Below are 16,678 nucleotides of genomic sequence, written 5' to 3' on the forward strand. Positions count from 1 at the left end.
CGTTATGAAATCTTGATCATATGGACTAGTCGTTGTCCGTGAAGTAGCTGATGAATCGAAGGATCTCCAGGTAAAGCCACACCAGGCTCAGCGTCAGGCCGAAGGCCATCAACCAGGAGTACCTCGCCGGGACGCCCGCGCGCACCCCGCTCTCGATCTCGTCGAAGTCCAGGAGCAGGAAGAAGCAGCCGAGCAGGATCATCGCGATGCTGAAGATCCAGCCGATCGGGTTGTCGGCCCGCAGACCGAGGCCGCCGGTCACGAAGAAGCCGGCGATCCAGTTCACCAGCATGAGCCCGACGGCGGCCATGGCGGCGCCGATGACGAACTTGGTGAACTTCGGCGTGGGACGGAAGATCTTCAGCGTGTAGACGGCGAGCGTGCCGCCGAAGGCCAGCATCGTGCCGAGCACGGCCTGCAGGACGATGCCGTGGAAGACGTAGTCGTACGTGCGGCTGAGCACGCCGATGGCGACGCCGTAGCAGAGGGCGTACCCGAGGATGAGCGCCGGGTTGGTGCTCTGCCGGAACGAGACGATCAGCCCGAGGATCAGACCGACGATCATCGCGGGGGCCGCGACGGACCAGCCGAGGCCCAGGTACCACGCGACGGCCGCCGAGAGGACGAGCGTGCCGAGGGTCATGAAACCGCGCACGACGACGTCGTCGATCGTCATCGCGCGCTCAGCCGGCGGCGCGTACGAGGGCGCGGTGTACATCTCGTTGAGCTGCTGGACGCTGGGCGTCGGACCGCCCCAGGCCGGTTGACCTCCGGCGGCGCCCCGCTGGCTGAATATGGGGTTTCTGCTCTCCACCCTGTCCTCCGACTCTCCGATCAGCGTGCGTCGCCAGCATCCCAAGCCGGCGCCACGCCAGTCCACTGGCGTTTACAACGATCGTCAGACGTGCGGAGTTCCCCACCGGAGTTCCCGGAAAAGGAGCTCCGGTGGGGTGGGCCCTCCCGCGTCAGCGGGTCGGGCTGAAGGCGCGCAGCTCGGCGGGCTGCTTGCCGAGGACGATCTGCTCGGCGAGCAGCTGACCGGTCACCGGGCCGAGGGTGACGCCCCACATGCCGTGGCCCCCGGCGATGTAGACGCTGGGCACCCGAGTGCCGCCGATGAGCGGAAGCCCGTCGGGGGTGACGGGACGGGGGCCGACCCAGGTGTCGGTCCGCTTCGACCAGTCGACTCCCGTGAGCAGCGGCCGGCTGGCCTTGATGATCGAGGCGACCCGGCCGGTGTCCAGCGGGTGGTCGGGCGAGCGGAACTCCATGGTCCCGGCCACCCGGAGCTGGCCCTGGTACGGCGTGCAGGCGACGCGGGTGGCGGGGAAGTAGATCGGGCACGGAACGGTCTGCTCGGTCGGCACGGTGAACGAGTACCCACGGCCGGCTTGGACGGGGGTGCGCACACCCAGCGGCCGGGCGAGGTCGTTCAGCCACGCTCCGGTCGCGATCACGACCGCGTCCGCGTGCTCCGGATCTCCCGCGTACGCCTCGACGGTGACACCGCGCGCGCCGTGGCGCAGGTTCCGCGCCGTGAAGCCGGTACGGATCCGGCCGCCGCGGGCGACCACGGCGTCCGCGAGCGACTGGGTGAAGGCGCCGGGGTCGATGTAGCGCTGGCCGTCCAGCCGGATCGCCAACTCGACATTGGACGAGATCTGCGGGACCTCCGCGGCGACCTTGTCTCCGGGGATCTCCGTGAAGCTGATCTCCTGGCCGGAACGCAGGATCAGTTCCAGCTCACGGCGCAGGTCGTCCGCCTGGCCGGCCTTCTCGAAGGCGGCCATGATCGGCGCCTCGATCGTGGGGGCCTCGACGCCGTTCGAGGTCAGGACGTCGAAGGCGTCCAGGCACAGGGCGTTGATCGGGCGGTAGGACTGCATGCCGCGCTCCCACTGCCGCATGGTGCAGTGGGTGGCGAACTTGGTGAGGAAGGCCCACAGCCGCGGGTCCGGCTTGGTCGGAATGTACAACGGCGCATCACGGTCGAGCAGCGAGCGCATGCCGTACCGCAGGACGCTGGGCTCGGGCAGCGGGATGGCGAGGCCGGGCGACAGCCAGCCGGCGTTGCCCCAGGACGCACCGGCGGCCACTCCGGCCCGGTCGACCACCGTGACCTCGACTCCTCGCTCCTGGAGGAACCACGCCACCGACAGGCCGACCATGCCGGCCCCGACCACCACGACGCTGCGCGGTGACTTTTCCTCCGCCACGACAACTCTCCCTTTCACGAGGCGACACATTCAGGATGGATGCCGTTAAGGAGATATGAGCTGCCAAATTCGGACAATGGATCAGGCTGCGGTTGTCCTATCCGAACATGACCGCACCGACTTCAAGTGCGATCATCATCGCCAGGCGCTTGCGCGGGTCGTCGAGGTCCAGCCGGGTGATCTCGGACATCTTCCGCAGCCGGTACCGGACCGTGTTGGGATGGACCGCCAGCCGCGCCGACGCCTCCCGCAGGTCGCCCTGGGCACGGAGTAGGGCGCGCAGGGTCGGAACGTACTCGCTGCCGTGCTCGGCGTCGTGGCGGGCCAGGTCCACGACCGGGCCCGTGGTGGGCATCCGCCCCGCCGCGGCCGCGCCGGCCAGACGGCGCAGCAGGATCCGGTCCCAGACGGCGTCGTACGTGACGGGCAGTTCGGCGTCCGGATCCGACATGTGGACGGCGAGGCTCTCGTCGGCCTCGCTGCGGCTGGCCGGGAGCTGTGAGACGTCGGCGGGACCGCCGACCCCCGCCCACACCCGCGCGTCCGAGGGAAGCTCGCGCGCGAGCGCGCGCACCCAGGCACACGCCGCCTCCGCCTCCTTGCCGCCGGACAGCACGGTGTACAGCACGTCGCCGACCAGGGCGCTGCGGCCGGGCCGCGACCAGGTGAAACCGATGGTCGCGTGGCGCGCGGCGAGCAGCATCGCGTCCGCTCCTCCGTCGGCGCGCAGCGCGACGACCCGCAGGTCGGTCGCGGGCAGCCCGAGCCGCAGCAGCGCGGCCGGCGCGTCGGTGCCGCCCTCGATCAGGCTCTGCACCAGGTCGCCCTCCACCCGGCGCTCCAGGTCGGCGCTCGCGCGGGTGGTCAGCAGGTGGGTCGCGGCCACCCGCGCCCCGGCGACCAGCGCCGCGTTCTGCCCCAGGGTGAGGGGGCCGTCGACCTCGACCCAGACCGAGCCGAGCAGCTCGCGGCCGGCGCGCACGGCCACGACGACGCGCGCGGTCAGCTCGGAGCTGAGCTCGGGCACGAACAGCGGCTCGTCCGACTCGTCCAGGTGGGCGAACACGCCCTGGCTGCGCAACGCCTCCAGGGTCTCGTCCGGCACGCGACGGCCGAGGATGGTGCGCAGCCGCGCCTGGTCCACGTCCTGCTGCCGGTGGGAGTAGGCGAGCACGCGGGCCTGGACGTCCTCGATGGTCACCGGGCCGCCGACGGCTCCGGCGATGGTGTCGGCCAGGTCGAACAGGCCTCCCGGCGCGGCCGCCTTCGCCGCGGCGCGCTCGCCGAACACCAGCGTGTGGATCACCGCGACGAGCTGTCCCCAGGAGACGCCGGGATCGACGCGGACCACCGGGACCCCGGCGTCGCGAGCCGCATGGGCGACCCCCTCGTCCAGGGAGAAGGCGGCGCGCAGCACCAGGACGGCGGCGTCGGTGTCGGCCAGCACGCGGACGGCCCGCTCCGGGCTGTCGATGCCGACGCCGAGCATGACCTGATCACCCGCCGCCGTCCCCGGGTCGGACGGGTCGTACAGGGCCAGACCGCGCAGCATGGCACCCCGGTCGACCGGGCCCCGGCACTCGCGGACGCCGAGGGTGCCGAGGATGTCCAGGAGCTGCCCCAGGACCACCATCGCTCACGCTCGCAGAGTCACCGGATGCCGACATTCCCTCCAACGGTAGCCCAGATCAGACCTTTAAATTGTTTGACAGCTAGATATAATTGCACTGGGCACAGTCCGTACCGGGGCTGTGTCTTTGTGTTATGTGGATAAGGAGGCGCGACATGACCAGCACACAGCGGACATGGCTCACCCAGAATGCGTACGACCGGCTGCGAGAGGAGCTGGCCGAGCTGCTCGGGCACCGCACGGGCGACGGCGACGACGCCACGCCGCACGACCCGGACAGCAATGAAGAGATCATGGATCGGGAGCGGCGGCAGGCGCGCATCCACCAGATCGAGGACCTCCTGAAGAACGCGGTGGTCGGCGAGGACCCGCCGGACGACGGGGTCGCCGAGCCGGGCATGGTGCTGACCGTCCGCTACGAGGGCGAGGAGGAGACTGAGACCTTCCTCATGGGGCTCAGGGACGAGTCCGTGGGTGGCGACATCCCGGTGTACTCGCCCAACTCCCCGCTGGGCGTCGCGCTGACGGGCGCCAGGGAGGGCGAGCAGCGGACGTACGCGCTGCCCAACGGCCGGACGATGAAGGTGACGCTGGTCAAGGCCGTCCCCTTCGGGCATCACACAACCAGCTGAAACGACTGTCTCGACGCCCCCGGGCCGCCCGCGATTTTTGTCGTACCCCGGGGGCAGAATCATGCCCGCCACCGAACCCGACGTCAGGAGCCCACCCGTGACCGTGCGCAAGTACGGTCGGCCGGCGGCGCCGACCTTCACCACCGTCCACGGCGCGGACTGGGACAGCGAGGACCTGTCGGGTCACGAGCACAGCCAGGTCCTCTTCGTCGACGTCGACATGACCGAGGCGTTCGGTCACGGCGCCGTCTTCTCCGAGTGCACCTTCCGCGGCGTCAAGTTCAACGCGTCCACGCACACCGACGCCGCCTTCACCAACTGCACGTTCGTCCGGTGCGCGTTCTTCGACTCCACCTTCACCGGCTGCAAGATGGTGGGCAGCGTGTTCGACGGCTGCACCTTCGACCTGCTCAAGGTCGAGGGCGGGGACTGGTCCTTCGCCGGGCTCCCCGGCGCCGACCTGCGCGGCGCCACCTTCACCGACCTGCGGATGCGCGAGGCCGATCTCAGCGGCGCCCGGTTGGAAGGGGCGACCCTCCGCAAGGTGGACCTGTCCGGCGCCTGGCTCCGCGCGGCCACGCTCTCCCGGTGCGACCTGCGCGGCAGCGATCTGTCCTCCGTGGACCCGCTCTCCGCCGACCTCAAGGGCGCCGTGATCGACTTCCAGCAGGCCGTCATCCTCGCCACCGCCCTCGGTCTCGACGTCCGCGCCGAGTGACCCGCGTCCCCGCGCGCGGGGGGATTCCGCGCGGCCGATCCATAGTGATCATGTTCCCGCAGGTCGTGGGGACACCGTCGTGAGGGCCGTCACCCGGGGGAGGCAGAAGTGCCCCCGGTGGGACTCGAACCCACACCGGAGCCCTTTTAAGGGGCTTGCCTCTGCCATTGGGCTACGGGGGCGCCGCGATCATACGTCACGGATCGCTCATCTGTAACTGGTTGGACCTTACGCCGCTTCCCCTTCTTCCGGACATGGAAAGCCGTACGGCGCGCGTCCCCAGGTGGGGGCGCACGCCGTACGGGTGAGCGGGTTTTACTTCTTCTTCGGCATCGTGGCGGCGGCTGCCCTGAAGTCGTCGCGCGGGTGCTCGATCTCGCCGAGCGACACCGTCTCCCTGCGGAAGAAGAGGGACAGGGTCCAGTCGGCCACCACGCGGACCTTCCGGTTCACCGTGGGCACCCGGGACAGGTGGTAGGTCCGGTGCATGAACCACGCGGGGAATCCGCGCAGCTTGACGCCGTAGACGTTGGCCACGCCGCGGTAGAGGCCGAGGCCGGCGACCGACCCGGCGTACCTGTGCCGGTAGTCCGCGAGCTGCCCGCCCCGCAGGTACGCGGTGATGTTGTCACCGAGGACCTTCGACTGCCGTACGGCGTGCTGGGCGTTCGGGGCGCAGTACTGGCCGGCGTTGGTCATGTCGGGCACGCCCGCCACGTCGCCGGCGGCGAACGCGTCCTTGGTGGCGGCGACCGTCAGCCGGGTGGTGGTCTTGATCCGGCCGCGCTCGTCGAGGGGCAGGTCGCAGGAGTTGACGACCGGGCTCGGCTTGACGCCGGCGGTCCACACGATCGTGGCCGACTCGAACTCGTCACCGTCCGAGGTCTTGACCAGGCCGCGCTCGCACGACTGGAGGAACGTCTCCATCTTGAGCTCGATGCCGCGCTCGCGGAGCTGCTCGGCGGTCCACTTGCCCATCTCCGGGCCGACCTCGGGCAGGATCCGGTCCGACGCCTCGATGAGGACCCACCTCAGGTCCTTCTTCTCGATGCTCGGGTAGTACTTGATCGCGTCCTCGGTCATGTCCTCGAGCTCGGCGAGAGCCTCGATGCCCGCGAAGCCGCCGCCGACCACGACGAAGGTGAGCGCGCGGCGGCGCACGTCCTCGTCGTCGCTGGTCTCGGCCCGGTCGAGCAGCGCGATCACGCGGTTGCGCAGCGCGATCGCCTCACCGACGGTCTTGAAGCCGATCGCGGCGTCCTCGAGACCGGGAATGGGCAGCGTCCGCGAGATGGAGCCGACCGCCATGACGATGACGTCGTACTCGATCTCCTGGTGCTGGCCCGCGGGAGGCTCGAACGTCACGGTCTTGGCCTCGTGGTGGATCTTGGAGACCATTCCGTTGAGAATGCGGATCTTGGGCAGGACCCGGCGCAGCGGCGCGACGACGTGGCGCGGGGAGATGTTCCCGGCCGCCGCCTCCGGAAGGAACGGCTGGTAGGTCATGTACGACCGGGGGTCGATGAGCGTGATCCGCACGGTCCCCTCGCGCAGCTCACGACGGAGCGTTCGCTGGAGTCGCAGGCCGGTGTAAAGACCCACGTATCCACCGCCGACGATGAGGATGTGCTTTGACTTGCGGTTCACCACGGGTGCCCTTCGTGTGTAGATCGCTTGTGAAAGCATTCACAAGGCTACGTCACGCCGCTTGATCGATACCAATCCACCCCGGAAGAATTTGTCCATTTTTTCCGATTTTGAGTGGATCGGGACCATCTTCTCTGGGCAAAAACGGCAGAACTTTCAGGGGTGACCGAGTTCACATTCGTGAAACCGTTCACAAGCTCAGGGACGCCGCCCGTGAGAACACCGCGTCGAGCATCTCGGCCGTGACTCGGCCGGTAAAGGTGTTCTGCTGGCTCGGGTGATAGCAGCACAGCAGGTGCACCGTGCGCTCGCCGTACGACACCGCGGTCTCCCGCCCGTGGCCGAACGGAGGGCGGCTGCGGGGCAGGGTGTACCCCGCGGCGCGCAGCGCCGGCCACATCGCCTGCCAGGCGAACCCGCCGAGCGCGACGATCACCCGGGTGGACTCCGCGACCAGCGCCAGCTCCCTGACCAGCCACGGCGAGCAGGTGTCGCGTTCCTGCGGGGTCGGCTTGTTCGCCGGAGGCGCGCAGCGGACCGCCGCCATCACCCGCGCCCCGATCAGCCGCTGCCCGTCCTCCGCGTGCGTGCTGGTCTCCTGCGCGGCCAGCCCCGTCCGGTGCAGCGAGGCGAACAGCCAGTCGCCGCTACGGTCCCCCGTGAAGATCCGGCCCGTACGGTTGCCCCCGTGGGCGGCCGGGGCCAGCCCGACGATGAGGATGCGAGGGTGGTCGTCGCCCCACCCGGGGACCGGCCGCCCCCAGTAGGTCTGGTCGGCGAAGGACTTCCGCTTGACGTCCGCAACCTCCTCCCGCCACTTCACCAGGGACGGGCAGGCCCGGCACACCGACTCCCGCGCCGTCAGCTCCGTGACCGTACGGCTCTCGCCCGCGAGCCGTACGACGTCGGCGGCGTCCTGGGCGACCGGCGTGTCGGGCCGCGCCGGGTCGCCCGGCCAACCCGATCCAGGCGGTACGAAGCTCATGCCATCGATCGTGCCAGCTCCGCGCCCCTGCTCTGGCCGTTCTCCCCGGTCAGCGGCGCTCCGACGGACGCGCCGACGGCTCCGCGGCCTTCTTCGCGGGTTTGCCGGACGGCTCAGGAGACGGATCCGCCGCCGAGCACGGCCCACGCCGCCCCCGCGTTGGCCAGGACCAGCGGCGTGCGCCAGGGCCAGCGCGTAACCGCGGATCGCCCACCACGCCGGACGGAGCTCCGGCAGGAAGGCCACGACCTGCCGGTAGGCGGGTCAGACGAGCGACCAGGCGATGCCGTCGAGGATGTCGTGCTCGCTCACCACGACCTCGGAGAAGCCGTACCTGCGCACGATGCGGTCCAGGATGAGCGCGCCCGCGCCGATGACGTCGACCCGGCCCGGATGCATCACCGGGATCGCGGCGCGCTCCTCGTGCGTGGAGGCGAGCAGCCGGGCGCTCACCTCGTGAACCCGCTCCGCCGGGATCCGCGACTGGTGGATCGCCGCCGGATCGTACTCCGGCAGGTCGAGGGCGATGCCCGCGACCGTGGTGACCGATCCGGCCAGGCCGACCAGGCTGCGCGCCTCGCGGACCGGCACGGCCTCCTCGACCCGGTCCATTGCCGCCTCGATGTCGCCGATCATGGCCTGTACGGCCGGCGCCTCCGGCGGGTCCTGCCGGATGTGGCGCTCGGTCAGCCGGACGCAGCCGATGTCGACCGAGAGGGCGCCGTCCACCGCGTCCGCCCCGACGACGAACTCGGTCGAGCCGCCGCCGATGTCCACGACGAGGAAGGGCGCCTCGGGCCCCAGCGCGGCCAGGCCGCGCGTGGCGCCGGTGAACGACAGGCGGGCCTCCTCGGCACCGGTCACCACCTCGGGATCGACCCCGAAGATCTCACGCACCCCCGCCGCGAAGTCCTCGCGGTTGGACGCGTCCCGCGTGGCGCTGGTGGCCACGACCCGGACCGGCATCACGTCGGCGGGACGGACGCCGGCCGCGCCCCCGCCGTGCTCCACGATCAGCTTCGCGTAGCCGCGCATCGCGGCGAAGGTCCGCTCCAGGGCTTCGGGCGCGAGCTTCCCCGTGCGGTCCACCCCCTGGCCCAGCCGTACGATCTCCATCCGGCGCTCGACGTCGACCGGCTCGCCGAGCGCGGCGCCGCCCGAGGGGCCGGTGGGCAGGTCGGCGATGAGCAGGCGCACCGAGTTCGTGCCGCAGTCGATCGCGGCGACCCGGGTCATGACGGCTCCTCGACGCACGGACTCACGCAGGGCCCGTCCGCCCACCAGTCGGGGAGCGCGTCGAGCGCCTCCCGCCCGAACGGGTTGATCCCCGGGACGGCCAGCTCGTGGCCGACGAGGGCGTGCAGGCACTTGACCCGCTCCGGCATGCCCCCGGAGCTCTGCATGTCGCGCGGGAGCGGCTCCATGCCCTCCTCCTCGGCCGCCTTGTCCCGGCGCGCGACGTAGTCCTCGTGCGCGGCCCGGTAGGCGGCGGCCAGATCCGGGTCTTCGGCCAGCCTGGCCTGCATGCGGCGCATCAGCCCCGACGACTCCAGCGTGCCGATCGCGGACGCCGCCTTGGGGCAGGTCAGGTAGAACAGCGTCGGGAACGGCGAGCCGTCGGGCAGCCGGGGCGCGGACTCCACCACGTCGGGCAGGCCGCAGGGACACCGGTGCGCCACCGCACGTACACCGCGCGGCGGGCGCCCGAGCTGCGCCTCGACGGCCGCCAGATCGGCCGGATCAACCACCCTCGACACTCCTTCAGGAAGCGGCCCGCTGGCCGTCGGCGGTGTCCGCCGCCTGGACGGACTTCCAGATCGTCTCGTACCACGGGGCGACGCTGGCCTGCTTGCGCTCGGCCTTCGCCGGTACCGTGCCCTTCTTGCCGTCGAGCAGGACGTAGCACTTGGCGTCGGGCTCGCAGTAGTGCAGCCGCCTCTTGGCGAGCTGCTTGATGTACTCCGGATCCTCCAGCTTGCGGCGCTGGTCCTCCAGATTGCGCAGGTGCTGCAGCGCCCGCGCCTGCTCCTGTTCCAGCTCGGCGATCTGCCGGCGCTGCGCGATGTACTCCCGGAAGGGGTAGGCGAGGCTCATCGCGATCGCGCACACGACGACCGCGAGGATCGCCGCGCGTCCCGTCAACTGCGGTCGCTTCGCCAACTCCGGCCACCTCCCGAACGCCCCGGCAGCGGGGCACCGTCCCGATCCGGGCTCATCGCGCCGAACGCCGCCCGCCCCGCGCCAAAACGCGTACGGCCGGCGGCGTTCGTCCAGAAACGACCTTAGCCCTGGAACCGGGGGAACGCGGCCCGGCCCGCGTAACGGGCGGCGTCGTCGAGCAGCTCCTCGATGCGCAGGAGCTGGTTGTACTTGGCGACGCGGTCGGAACGGGCCGGGGCGCCGGTCTTGATCTGGCCGCAGTTGGTCGCCACCGCCAGGTCGGCGATCGTGGTGTCCTCGGTCTCGCCGGAACGGTGGCTCATCATGCAGCGGTAGCCGCTGCGGTGGGCCAGGTCGACCGCGTCCAGCGTCTCCGACAGCGTGCCGATCTGGTTGACCTTGACCAGCAGGGCGTTCGCCGCGCCCTCGCGGATGCCGCGCCCGAGCCGCTCGGGGTTGGTGACGAACAGGTCGTCGCCGACGAGCTGGACCTTGGCGCCGAGGGCGGCGGTGATGGCCCGCCAGCCGTCCCAGTCCTCCTCGTCCAGCGGGTCTTCGATCGAGACCAGCGGGTACGAGCGGACCAGGTCCTCGTAGAAGGAGATCAGCTCGGCGGCCGACAGGCCCTTGCCGTCGATGGTGTAGACGCCCTCGGAGTAGAACTCCGAGGCGGCCACGTCGAGCGCGAGGGCGATGTCCTGGCCCGGGGTGTACCCGGCCTTCTCGATCGCCACGAGGATCAGGTCGAGCGCGTCACGGTTCGACGGGAGGTTCGGCGCGAAGCCGCCCTCGTCGCCCAGGCCGGTGGCGTACCCCTTCTCCTTCAGCACGCTCTTGAGCGCGTGGTACGTCTCGGTGCCCATGCGCACGGCGTCGGAGAACGTCTCGGCGCCGATCGGCGCGATCATGAACTCCTGGATGTCCACGTTCGTGTCGGCGTGCGCGCCGCCGTTCAGGATGTTCATCATCGGCACGGGCAGGACGTGCGCGTTGGGGCCGCCGACGTAGCGGAAGAGCGGCAGGCCGGCGCTGTCGGCCGCGGCCTTCGCGACGGCCAGCGAGACGCCGAGGAGGGCGTTGGCGCCGAGGCGGGCCTTGTTGGGCGTGCCGTCCAGGTCGATCATCGTCTGGTCGATCAGCCGCTGCTCCTCGGCGTCGAAGCCGATGATCTCGTCGGCGATCTCGTCGGTAACGCCGAGGACGGCCTTCTCGACGCCCTTGCCGAGGTAGCGCCCCTTGTCGCCGTCACGCAGCTCGACGGCCTCGAACTGGCCCGTCGAGGCGCCGCTCGGGACCGCGGCGCGGCCGGTGCTGTGATCGTCGAGCAGGACCTCGACCTCGACCGTGGGGTTGCCACGGGAGTCCAGGATCTCGCGGGCGGTAACGGCCTCGATGGCAGCCACGGATCGCTCCTAGCAATGTCGCGGGCAGTTTGCCTCACGAGCCTATCGGCCCTTACTGCTCGGTACGGCGACCGCCCCGATCGTCCCGCCGGTCGGCTTCCCACTGCTCCACCCTGGACCGGTACGCCCTTGCCGCCGCGCGCAACTCCGCCTCCGGGTCCAGGCCGCCCTCCGCGGCGAGCCGGACAAGATCGAACAGCCGTGCGCCCAGCTCGGACGGCAGCCCCTCGGCCAGATCGGCCGGGGCTCCGGCCCGCTCGGCGCGGCGCAGAAGCTGCGCGGCGAGCGAGAGCGCGGGCTGCCCCATCGGCACACCGGCCACCACCGACTCCCGCGTCCCCTTCGCCGCGCGTTCGGCGGCCTTGATGACCTCCCAGTTGTCGCTCACGTCCTCCGCGCCGGACACGCGCGTGTCCGCGAAGACGTGCGGGTGCCGGCGAACCAGCTTCTCGACGATGCCGGCCGCGACGTCGTCGATGTCGAAGCCGTCGTCGTCCGGAAGCCGCTCCTGGGCGACGCGGGAGTGGAACATCACCTGGAGCAGCAGGTCGCCCAGCTCCTCGCGCAGCGCCGCCCGGTCGCCCTCCTCGATCGTCTCCAGGACCTCGTACGACTCCTCGACGAGGTACGGCACCAACGACTCGTGCGTCTGCTCGCGATCCCACGGGCACTCGCGGCGCAGCCGGTCCATCACCCGGACGAGGTCGAGCAGCCGCGCCCCCGGCAGGTCGTACGAGCCGGGGAGCACCTCGATCACCGGCGGGTCGTCGAGGGCGAGCGCCGCGTGCCCGAGGGCCCGCATGAAGTCCTCCTCGCCGTCCTGCGCGGCCAGCCAGACGATCGTGTCCGTACGGGCGTCACGGGCGAGGGCGGCGGGGTCGGGGGTCACCGTCTCCACCGGGATGCCCGCCTCGGCGAGGAAGGGCAGGTAGGGGTGGTCGGCCGTGCCGGTGCGCACCGGATGCCGGCCGAGCGCGGCCCACGCCTGCCCGGTCAGCAGCCCCGGGGCGACCCGGGGCGACGTCGTCAGGATGATCAGTGCCATGCCGTGGAGAGCACCGGCCTACTGGGCGGGGGCGGCCTCGACGGCGCCGAGGCGGTCGTCGGGGACGAATCCCTGCTGGAGGTCGAACTTGCCGTACCGCGGGCTGAAGGTGACCGGGACGGCCGCGGCGGCCTCCTGGGTGACCTTGACCAGCGCGGCCTGCATGCTCTGCTCGTCGTTGCCGGCGGCCACCTGGGTCATCAGCTTCTGCTGGGTGAGCACCGTCCGGATGGTGTCGCGGCCCATGGAGCGCGGGATGCCGCCGGACAGCAGCATCTCGTCCACCTTGGCCTGGCCGCCGCGCGCGGCGATGTAGCCGTCGATCTCGCTCTCGGGGACAGAGATGTTCTTGCGCTGGGCCAGCTCGGCGTACTGCCGCGCGTTGGCCGTGTAGTAAAGGATCACCTGCGGGGCCGACATCCCGAGCTGGAGCTGATCCTCCGACAGCTTGTGGGCGGCGAGGTCCTCCCGGAACTCGCGGACCTTCGCGTCCAGGTCGCTGGACGAGATGCGCTCCTTGCCGACGATGGCCGCGGCGCCGGCCTGAACGGGCCCGCAGGCGCTCAGGGCGAGACCCGCGACCGCCAGGCCCGCGGCGACGGTGATCCGCACACGATACGACTTCACGTTCCGATCCTCCTGAGGTTGGGATCCTCCCGGCGAGCGGGCCAGGGAATTGTGCCGATTTTCACAGATCCGCGGGTCACTGTACCCGCAGGGGCTCGAGGAACATGGCCTCGACCAGGTCCCCGCACCATTTGAGCAGGTCCAGGTCACGGAGCGGCTGCCCTCCGATGGGCTTGGTCTTGGGCACCGGCACCAGCAGGGTCTCCGTCGCCTGCTTGATGATCGACTTCGGATAGAGGCGCTGGAGCCGCACCTGCTGGGAGTCCCTCAGCACCACCGGGGCGAACCTGATCTGCTGGCCCTGCAGGGTCACGTCGGTGAGCCCGGCCTTGCGCGCCCGGATGCGGAAGCGCGCCACCTCCAGCAGGTTGTCGACCTCCTGCGGCGGCCGGCCGTACCGGTCGGTGAGCTCGTCGCGCACGGCGGCGATGTCGTCCTCCGAGCCGATCGCGGCGATCCGCTTGTACGCCTCCAGGCGCAGCCGCTCGGACGTCACGTACGCGTGCGGCACGTGCGCGTTGATCGGCAGCTCGACCTTGACGTCGGGACGCTCCTCCACCTGGGCCTCGCCGGAGAGCTTGGCCCGCTGCTCCTGCACGGCCTCGGACATCATCCGCACATACAGGTCGAAGCCGACGCCCGCGATGAAGCCCGACTGCTCGGCGCCGAGGATGTTGCCCGCGCCGCGGATCTCCAGGTCCTTCATCGCGACGTACATGCCGGCGCCCATCTCGGTGTGCTGGGCGATCGTGGCCAGCCGCTCGTGGGCGGTCTCGGTCAGCGGCGCCTCCGGCGGGTAGAGGAAGTACGCGTACCCGCGCTCGCGACCCCGGCCGACGCGCCCGCGGAGCTGGTGGAGCTGCGACAGGCCGTAGTTGTCGGCCCGGTCCACGATCAGCGTGTTGGCGTTGGGCACGTCCAGCCCAGACTCGACGATCGTGGTGGAGACGAGGACGTCGAAGCTCCGCTCCCAGAAGTCCACCATGATCTTTTCGAGCTGCTGCTCGTTCATCTGGCCGTGCGCGACCGCGATGCGCGCCTCCGGGACCAGCTCGCGCAGCCGCGCGGCGACCTTGTCGATGCTGCGCACCCGGTTGTGGACGAAGAACGTCTGCCCGTCGCGCATCAGCTCGCGCCGGATCGCCGCCGCGATCTGCTTCTCGTCGTACGGCCCGACGAAGGTCAGGATCGGGTGCCGCTCCTCGGGCGGGGTGAGGATCGTGGACATCTCGCGGATGCCGGTGAGGCCCATCTCCAGGGTGCGCGGGATCGGCGTCGCCGACATGGCGAGCACGTCGACCTGGGTGCGCATGTGCTTCATGGCCTCCTTGTGCTCGACGCCGAACCGCTGCTCCTCGTCCACGATGATCAGGCCGAGGTCCTTGAACCTGACCTCGGGCGAGAGCAGCCGGTGGGTGCCGATCACGACGTCGACCCCGCCGGCCCTGAGCCCTTCGAGGGCCTCCTTGACCTCCGCGTCGGTCTGGAACCGGGAGACCGGCCGCACGGTGACGGGGAAGCTGGCGAAACGCTCGCCGAAGGTGGACAGGTGCTGCTGGACGAGCAGCGTCGTCGGGACCAGCACCGCCACCTGCTTGCCGTCCTGCACCGCCTTGAACGCCGCGCGCACCGCGATCTCGGTCTTGCCGTAGCCGACGTCGCCGCAGATCAGCCGGTCCATCGGGACCGCGCGCTCCATGTCGCGCTTGACCTCGTCGATCGCCTCAAGCTGGTCGCCGGTCTCCGCGTACGGGAAGGCGTCCTCCATCTCACGCTGCCAGGGACTGTCGGGGGCGAAGGCGTGGCCGGGCGAGGCCATGCGGGCCGAGTAGAGGCGGATCAGCTCGCCCGCGATCTCCTTGACGGCCTTCCTTGCCTTGGTCTTGGCCTTGGCCCAGTCGGCGCCGCCCATGCGGTTGAGCGTGGGCGCCTCGCCGCCGACGTACCGCGTGACCTCGTCGAGCTGGTCGGTCGGAACGTAGAGGCGGTCGCCCTTGGCGTACTCGATCACGAGGTATTCGCGGGTGGCGCCCTGGATGGTCCGCTGGACCATCTCGATGTAGCGGCCCACGCCGTGCTGCTCGTGCACGACGTGGTCGCCGACCTTGAGCTGGAGCGGGTCCACCATGTTGCGGCGGCGCGACGGCAGCCGCCGCATGTCCTTGGTCGACGCCTTCTGGCCGACCAGGTCGAGGTGGGTCAGCACGGCCACCTCGTCGGTCACGAAACCGTGCTCGACACGGCCGGTCGTGACCTGGACGAGGTCGCGGACGGGCGGGGCGTCCAGGGAGGGCACCAGGCGGGCCGGGACGTCCACGCCCTTGAGCAGCTCGACCATGCGCTCGGCCGGGCCGTGTCCCTCGCTGAGGAGCACCACGGCCTTGCCGCCGCCCAGCCAGCCCTTGATGTCGCCCAGCGCGCGCTGGGTGTCGCCGCGGTACGCCTCGACGTCCTGTGCGCCGACCACCGCGCCCTCGCCGAAGGGGGCGATGCTCCACCACGGCTGCCCCAGCTCCCGGGCGTGCTCGTGGATCTCCTCCAGCGTCCGGAACGCCGCGGCCGCGAGGTCGATCGGCGCCTCGCCGCCCGCCGCGGCGGTGACCCAGGACGCCTCCAGGAACTCCTGGCTGGTGTGGACCAGCTCGACGGCCCGGCCCCGGATGCGCTCGGGGTCGCAGACGAACACCGCCGACCTGACCGGCATGTGGTCGATCAGGAGGTTCATGCCGCCGGCGAGCACCGGGGCGAGCGCCTCCATGCCCTCGACCGGCGTCCCCTCGGCGAGCTGGTCGAGGACGTCCTTCAGCGCCGGGTGCTCGTCGGCCAGCGCGCGGGCGCGGGCGCGTACGTCGGGGGTGAGGAGCAGCTCGCGGCACGGCGGGGCGAACAGGCCGTCCTGCGCCGCCTCCAGGGAACGCTGGTCGGCCACCCGGAACCAGCGGATCTCCTCGATCGTGTCGCCCCAGAACTCGAGCCGGAGCGGGTGCTCCTCGGTGGGCGGGAAGACGTCGAGGAGGCCGCCGCGCACGGCCACCTCGCCGCGCTTCTCGACCATGTCCACGCGGTGGTAGCCGTTCTCCACCAGCTGGGTCACGACGTCGTCCAGCTCGGCCTCGTCGCCGGAGCGCAGCCGTACGGGCGCGAGGTCGCCGAGGCCGGACACGATCGGCTGCAGCAGCGACCGCACCGGCGCCACGACGACGCGCAACGGCCCCGCCGTCGGGTCGCCCGGCACCGGGTGGGCCAGACGGCGCAGTACGGCGAGGCGCTGGCCGACGGTGTCGCTGCGCGGCGAGAGCCGCTCATGCGGCAGTGTCTCCCAGGCGGGGAACACGGCCACCGAGGTCTCATCGAGCAGGCTCGTCAGCCCGGCGGCCAGGTCCTCGGCCTCACGCGCGGTGGCCGTCACGGCGAGCACCGGCCGGGCGCGCGCGAGCGCCGCGACGGCGAACGGCCGCAGCGCGGCGGGCGCGATCAGATCGGCGCCGTGGTCGGACTGGTCGAGCGCCGCCACGAGGGTCGGTTCTGCGGTGACCAGGTCGAGCAAGCCGGAAAGTGACATGAAGAGCCCCACGATGACACGGGTCGAACCCCCGGTCGATGCGAACCGGGGGG

Annotated in this window: 14 protein-coding genes and 1 tRNA gene; 2 read left to right on the forward strand and 13 right to left on the reverse strand. The window is 71.0% G+C overall.

The features are described from left to right. Nucleotides 1-25: 25 nt before the first annotated feature. The 3 genes from ACQP1V_RS40280 to ACQP1V_RS40290 all read right to left on the reverse strand — a co-directional run bounded on the left by ACQP1V_RS40280 (nt 26) and on the right by ACQP1V_RS40290 (nt 3,849). Nucleotides 26-814 carry a Bax inhibitor-1/YccA family protein gene (locus tag ACQP1V_RS40280; protein WP_387409133.1) on the reverse strand — a complete coding sequence of 263 codons (789 nt, stop codon included), beginning with the start codon at nt 812-814 and terminating at the stop codon, nt 26-28. A 151-nt stretch (nt 815-965) separates the two neighbouring features. After that, on the reverse strand, nt 966-2,246 hold the full coding sequence (locus ACQP1V_RS40285) for an NAD(P)/FAD-dependent oxidoreductase (protein WP_387409132.1): 1,281 nt from the start codon (nt 2,244-2,246) through the stop codon (nt 966-968). Nucleotides 2,247-2,313: 67 nt separating this feature from the next. Further along, nucleotides 2,314-3,849, reverse strand: a complete 1,536-nt coding sequence (locus ACQP1V_RS40290) for a PucR family transcriptional regulator (RefSeq protein WP_387409131.1) — start codon at nt 3,847-3,849, stop codon at nt 2,314-2,316. Between the two features lie 152 nt (nt 3,850-4,001). Here ACQP1V_RS40290 and ACQP1V_RS40295 point away from each other — a divergent pair, with 152 nt between their 5' ends. Together ACQP1V_RS40295 and ACQP1V_RS40300 are read left to right on the forward strand one after the other, a co-directional pair. Next, nucleotides 4,002-4,478 (forward strand): GreA/GreB family elongation factor, encoded by a 477-nt coding sequence (locus ACQP1V_RS40295; RefSeq protein ID WP_433416485.1) that lies wholly within the window; start codon nt 4,002-4,004, stop codon nt 4,476-4,478. A gap of 97 nt (nt 4,479-4,575) precedes the next feature. Then, nucleotides 4,576-5,196, forward strand: a complete 621-nt coding sequence (locus tag ACQP1V_RS40300; protein WP_433416488.1) for a pentapeptide repeat-containing protein — start codon at nt 4,576-4,578, stop codon at nt 5,194-5,196. A 109-nt stretch (nt 5,197-5,305) separates the two neighbouring features. Here ACQP1V_RS40300 and ACQP1V_RS40305 read toward each other — a convergent pair. The 10 genes from ACQP1V_RS40305 to mfd all read right to left on the reverse strand — a co-directional run bounded on the left by ACQP1V_RS40305 (nt 5,306) and on the right by mfd (nt 16,625). Next, nucleotides 5,306-5,378: transfer RNA gene (locus ACQP1V_RS40305), tRNA-Leu, on the reverse strand. Nucleotides 5,379-5,511: 133 nt separating this feature from the next. Next, nucleotides 5,512-6,882 carry an NAD(P)/FAD-dependent oxidoreductase gene (locus tag ACQP1V_RS40310; protein WP_433416491.1) on the reverse strand — a complete coding sequence of 457 codons (1,371 nt, stop codon included), beginning with the start codon at nt 6,880-6,882 and terminating at the stop codon, nt 5,512-5,514. Between the two features lie 151 nt (nt 6,883-7,033). Further along, nucleotides 7,034-7,828, reverse strand: a complete 795-nt coding sequence (locus ACQP1V_RS40315; protein ID WP_433416494.1) for a uracil-DNA glycosylase — start codon at nt 7,826-7,828, stop codon at nt 7,034-7,036. 264 nt (nt 7,829-8,092) lie between these two features. After that, on the reverse strand, nt 8,093-9,064 hold the full coding sequence (locus ACQP1V_RS40320; RefSeq protein WP_433416495.1) for an exopolyphosphatase: 972 nt from the start codon (nt 9,062-9,064) through the stop codon (nt 8,093-8,095). Next, a complete protein-coding gene (locus ACQP1V_RS40325) occupies nt 9,061-9,576 on the reverse strand; it encodes a DUF501 domain-containing protein (RefSeq protein WP_433416498.1) in 516 nt (171 codons plus the stop codon). The genes ACQP1V_RS40320 and ACQP1V_RS40325 overlap by 4 nt, the downstream gene beginning before the upstream one ends. Before the next feature lie 13 nt (nt 9,577-9,589). Beyond that, nucleotides 9,590-9,988: an FtsB family cell division protein gene (locus ACQP1V_RS40330; protein ID WP_387409123.1), complete on the reverse strand. Its 399-nt coding sequence runs from the start codon at nt 9,986-9,988 to the stop codon at nt 9,590-9,592. A gap of 122 nt (nt 9,989-10,110) precedes the next feature. Beyond that, entirely contained in the window at nt 10,111-11,391 is a 1,281-nt protein-coding gene (gene eno / locus ACQP1V_RS40335; protein ID WP_433416501.1) for a phosphopyruvate hydratase, read from the reverse strand. Nucleotides 11,392-11,443: 52 nt separating this feature from the next. Continuing rightward, nucleotides 11,444-12,436: a MazG family protein gene (locus ACQP1V_RS40340; RefSeq protein ID WP_433416503.1), complete on the reverse strand. Its 993-nt coding sequence runs from the start codon at nt 12,434-12,436 to the stop codon at nt 11,444-11,446. A gap of 18 nt (nt 12,437-12,454) precedes the next feature. Next, entirely contained in the window at nt 12,455-13,063 is a 609-nt protein-coding gene (locus ACQP1V_RS40345; protein ID WP_433416506.1) for a hypothetical protein, read from the reverse strand. 76 nt (nt 13,064-13,139) lie between these two features. After that, entirely contained in the window at nt 13,140-16,625 is a 3,486-nt protein-coding gene (gene mfd, locus ACQP1V_RS40350) for a transcription-repair coupling factor (protein ID WP_433416509.1), read from the reverse strand. Between the last annotated feature and the right edge of the window lie 53 nt (nt 16,626-16,678).

It is taken from the genome of Microtetraspora malaysiensis (genome assembly GCF_050947145.1).
Classification (GTDB): Bacteria; Actinomycetota; Actinomycetes; order Streptosporangiales; family Streptosporangiaceae; genus Microtetraspora_A; species Microtetraspora_A malaysiensis.

Bases quoted from the DNA above. Each gene is read 5' to 3' on its own strand.
- ACQP1V_RS40285 (WP_387409132.1), bottom strand. From the start codon at position 2,246: ATGTGTCGCCTCGTGAAAGGGAGAGTTGTCGTGGCGGAGGAAAAGTCA.
- ACQP1V_RS40315 (WP_433416494.1), bottom strand. From the start codon at position 7,828: ATGAGCTTCGTACCGCCTGGATCGGGTTGGCCGGGCGACCCGGCGCGG.
- mfd (WP_433416509.1), bottom strand. From the start codon at position 16,625: ATGTCACTTTCCGGCTTGCTCGACCTGGTCACCGCAGAACCGACCCTC.
- ACQP1V_RS40310 (WP_433416491.1), bottom strand. From the start codon at position 6,882: ATGCTTTCACAAGCGATCTACACACGAAGGGCACCCGTGGTGAACCGC.
- ACQP1V_RS40290 (WP_387409131.1), bottom strand. From the start codon at position 3,849: ATGGTGGTCCTGGGGCAGCTCCTGGACATCCTCGGCACCCTCGGCGTC.
- ACQP1V_RS40295 (WP_433416485.1), top strand. From the start codon at position 4,002: ATGACCAGCACACAGCGGACATGGCTCACCCAGAATGCGTACGACCGG.
- ACQP1V_RS40340 (WP_433416503.1), bottom strand. From the start codon at position 12,436: ATGGCACTGATCATCCTGACGACGTCGCCCCGGGTCGCCCCGGGGCTG.
- ACQP1V_RS40320 (WP_433416495.1), bottom strand. From the start codon at position 9,064: ATGACCCGGGTCGCCGCGATCGACTGCGGCACGAACTCGGTGCGCCTG.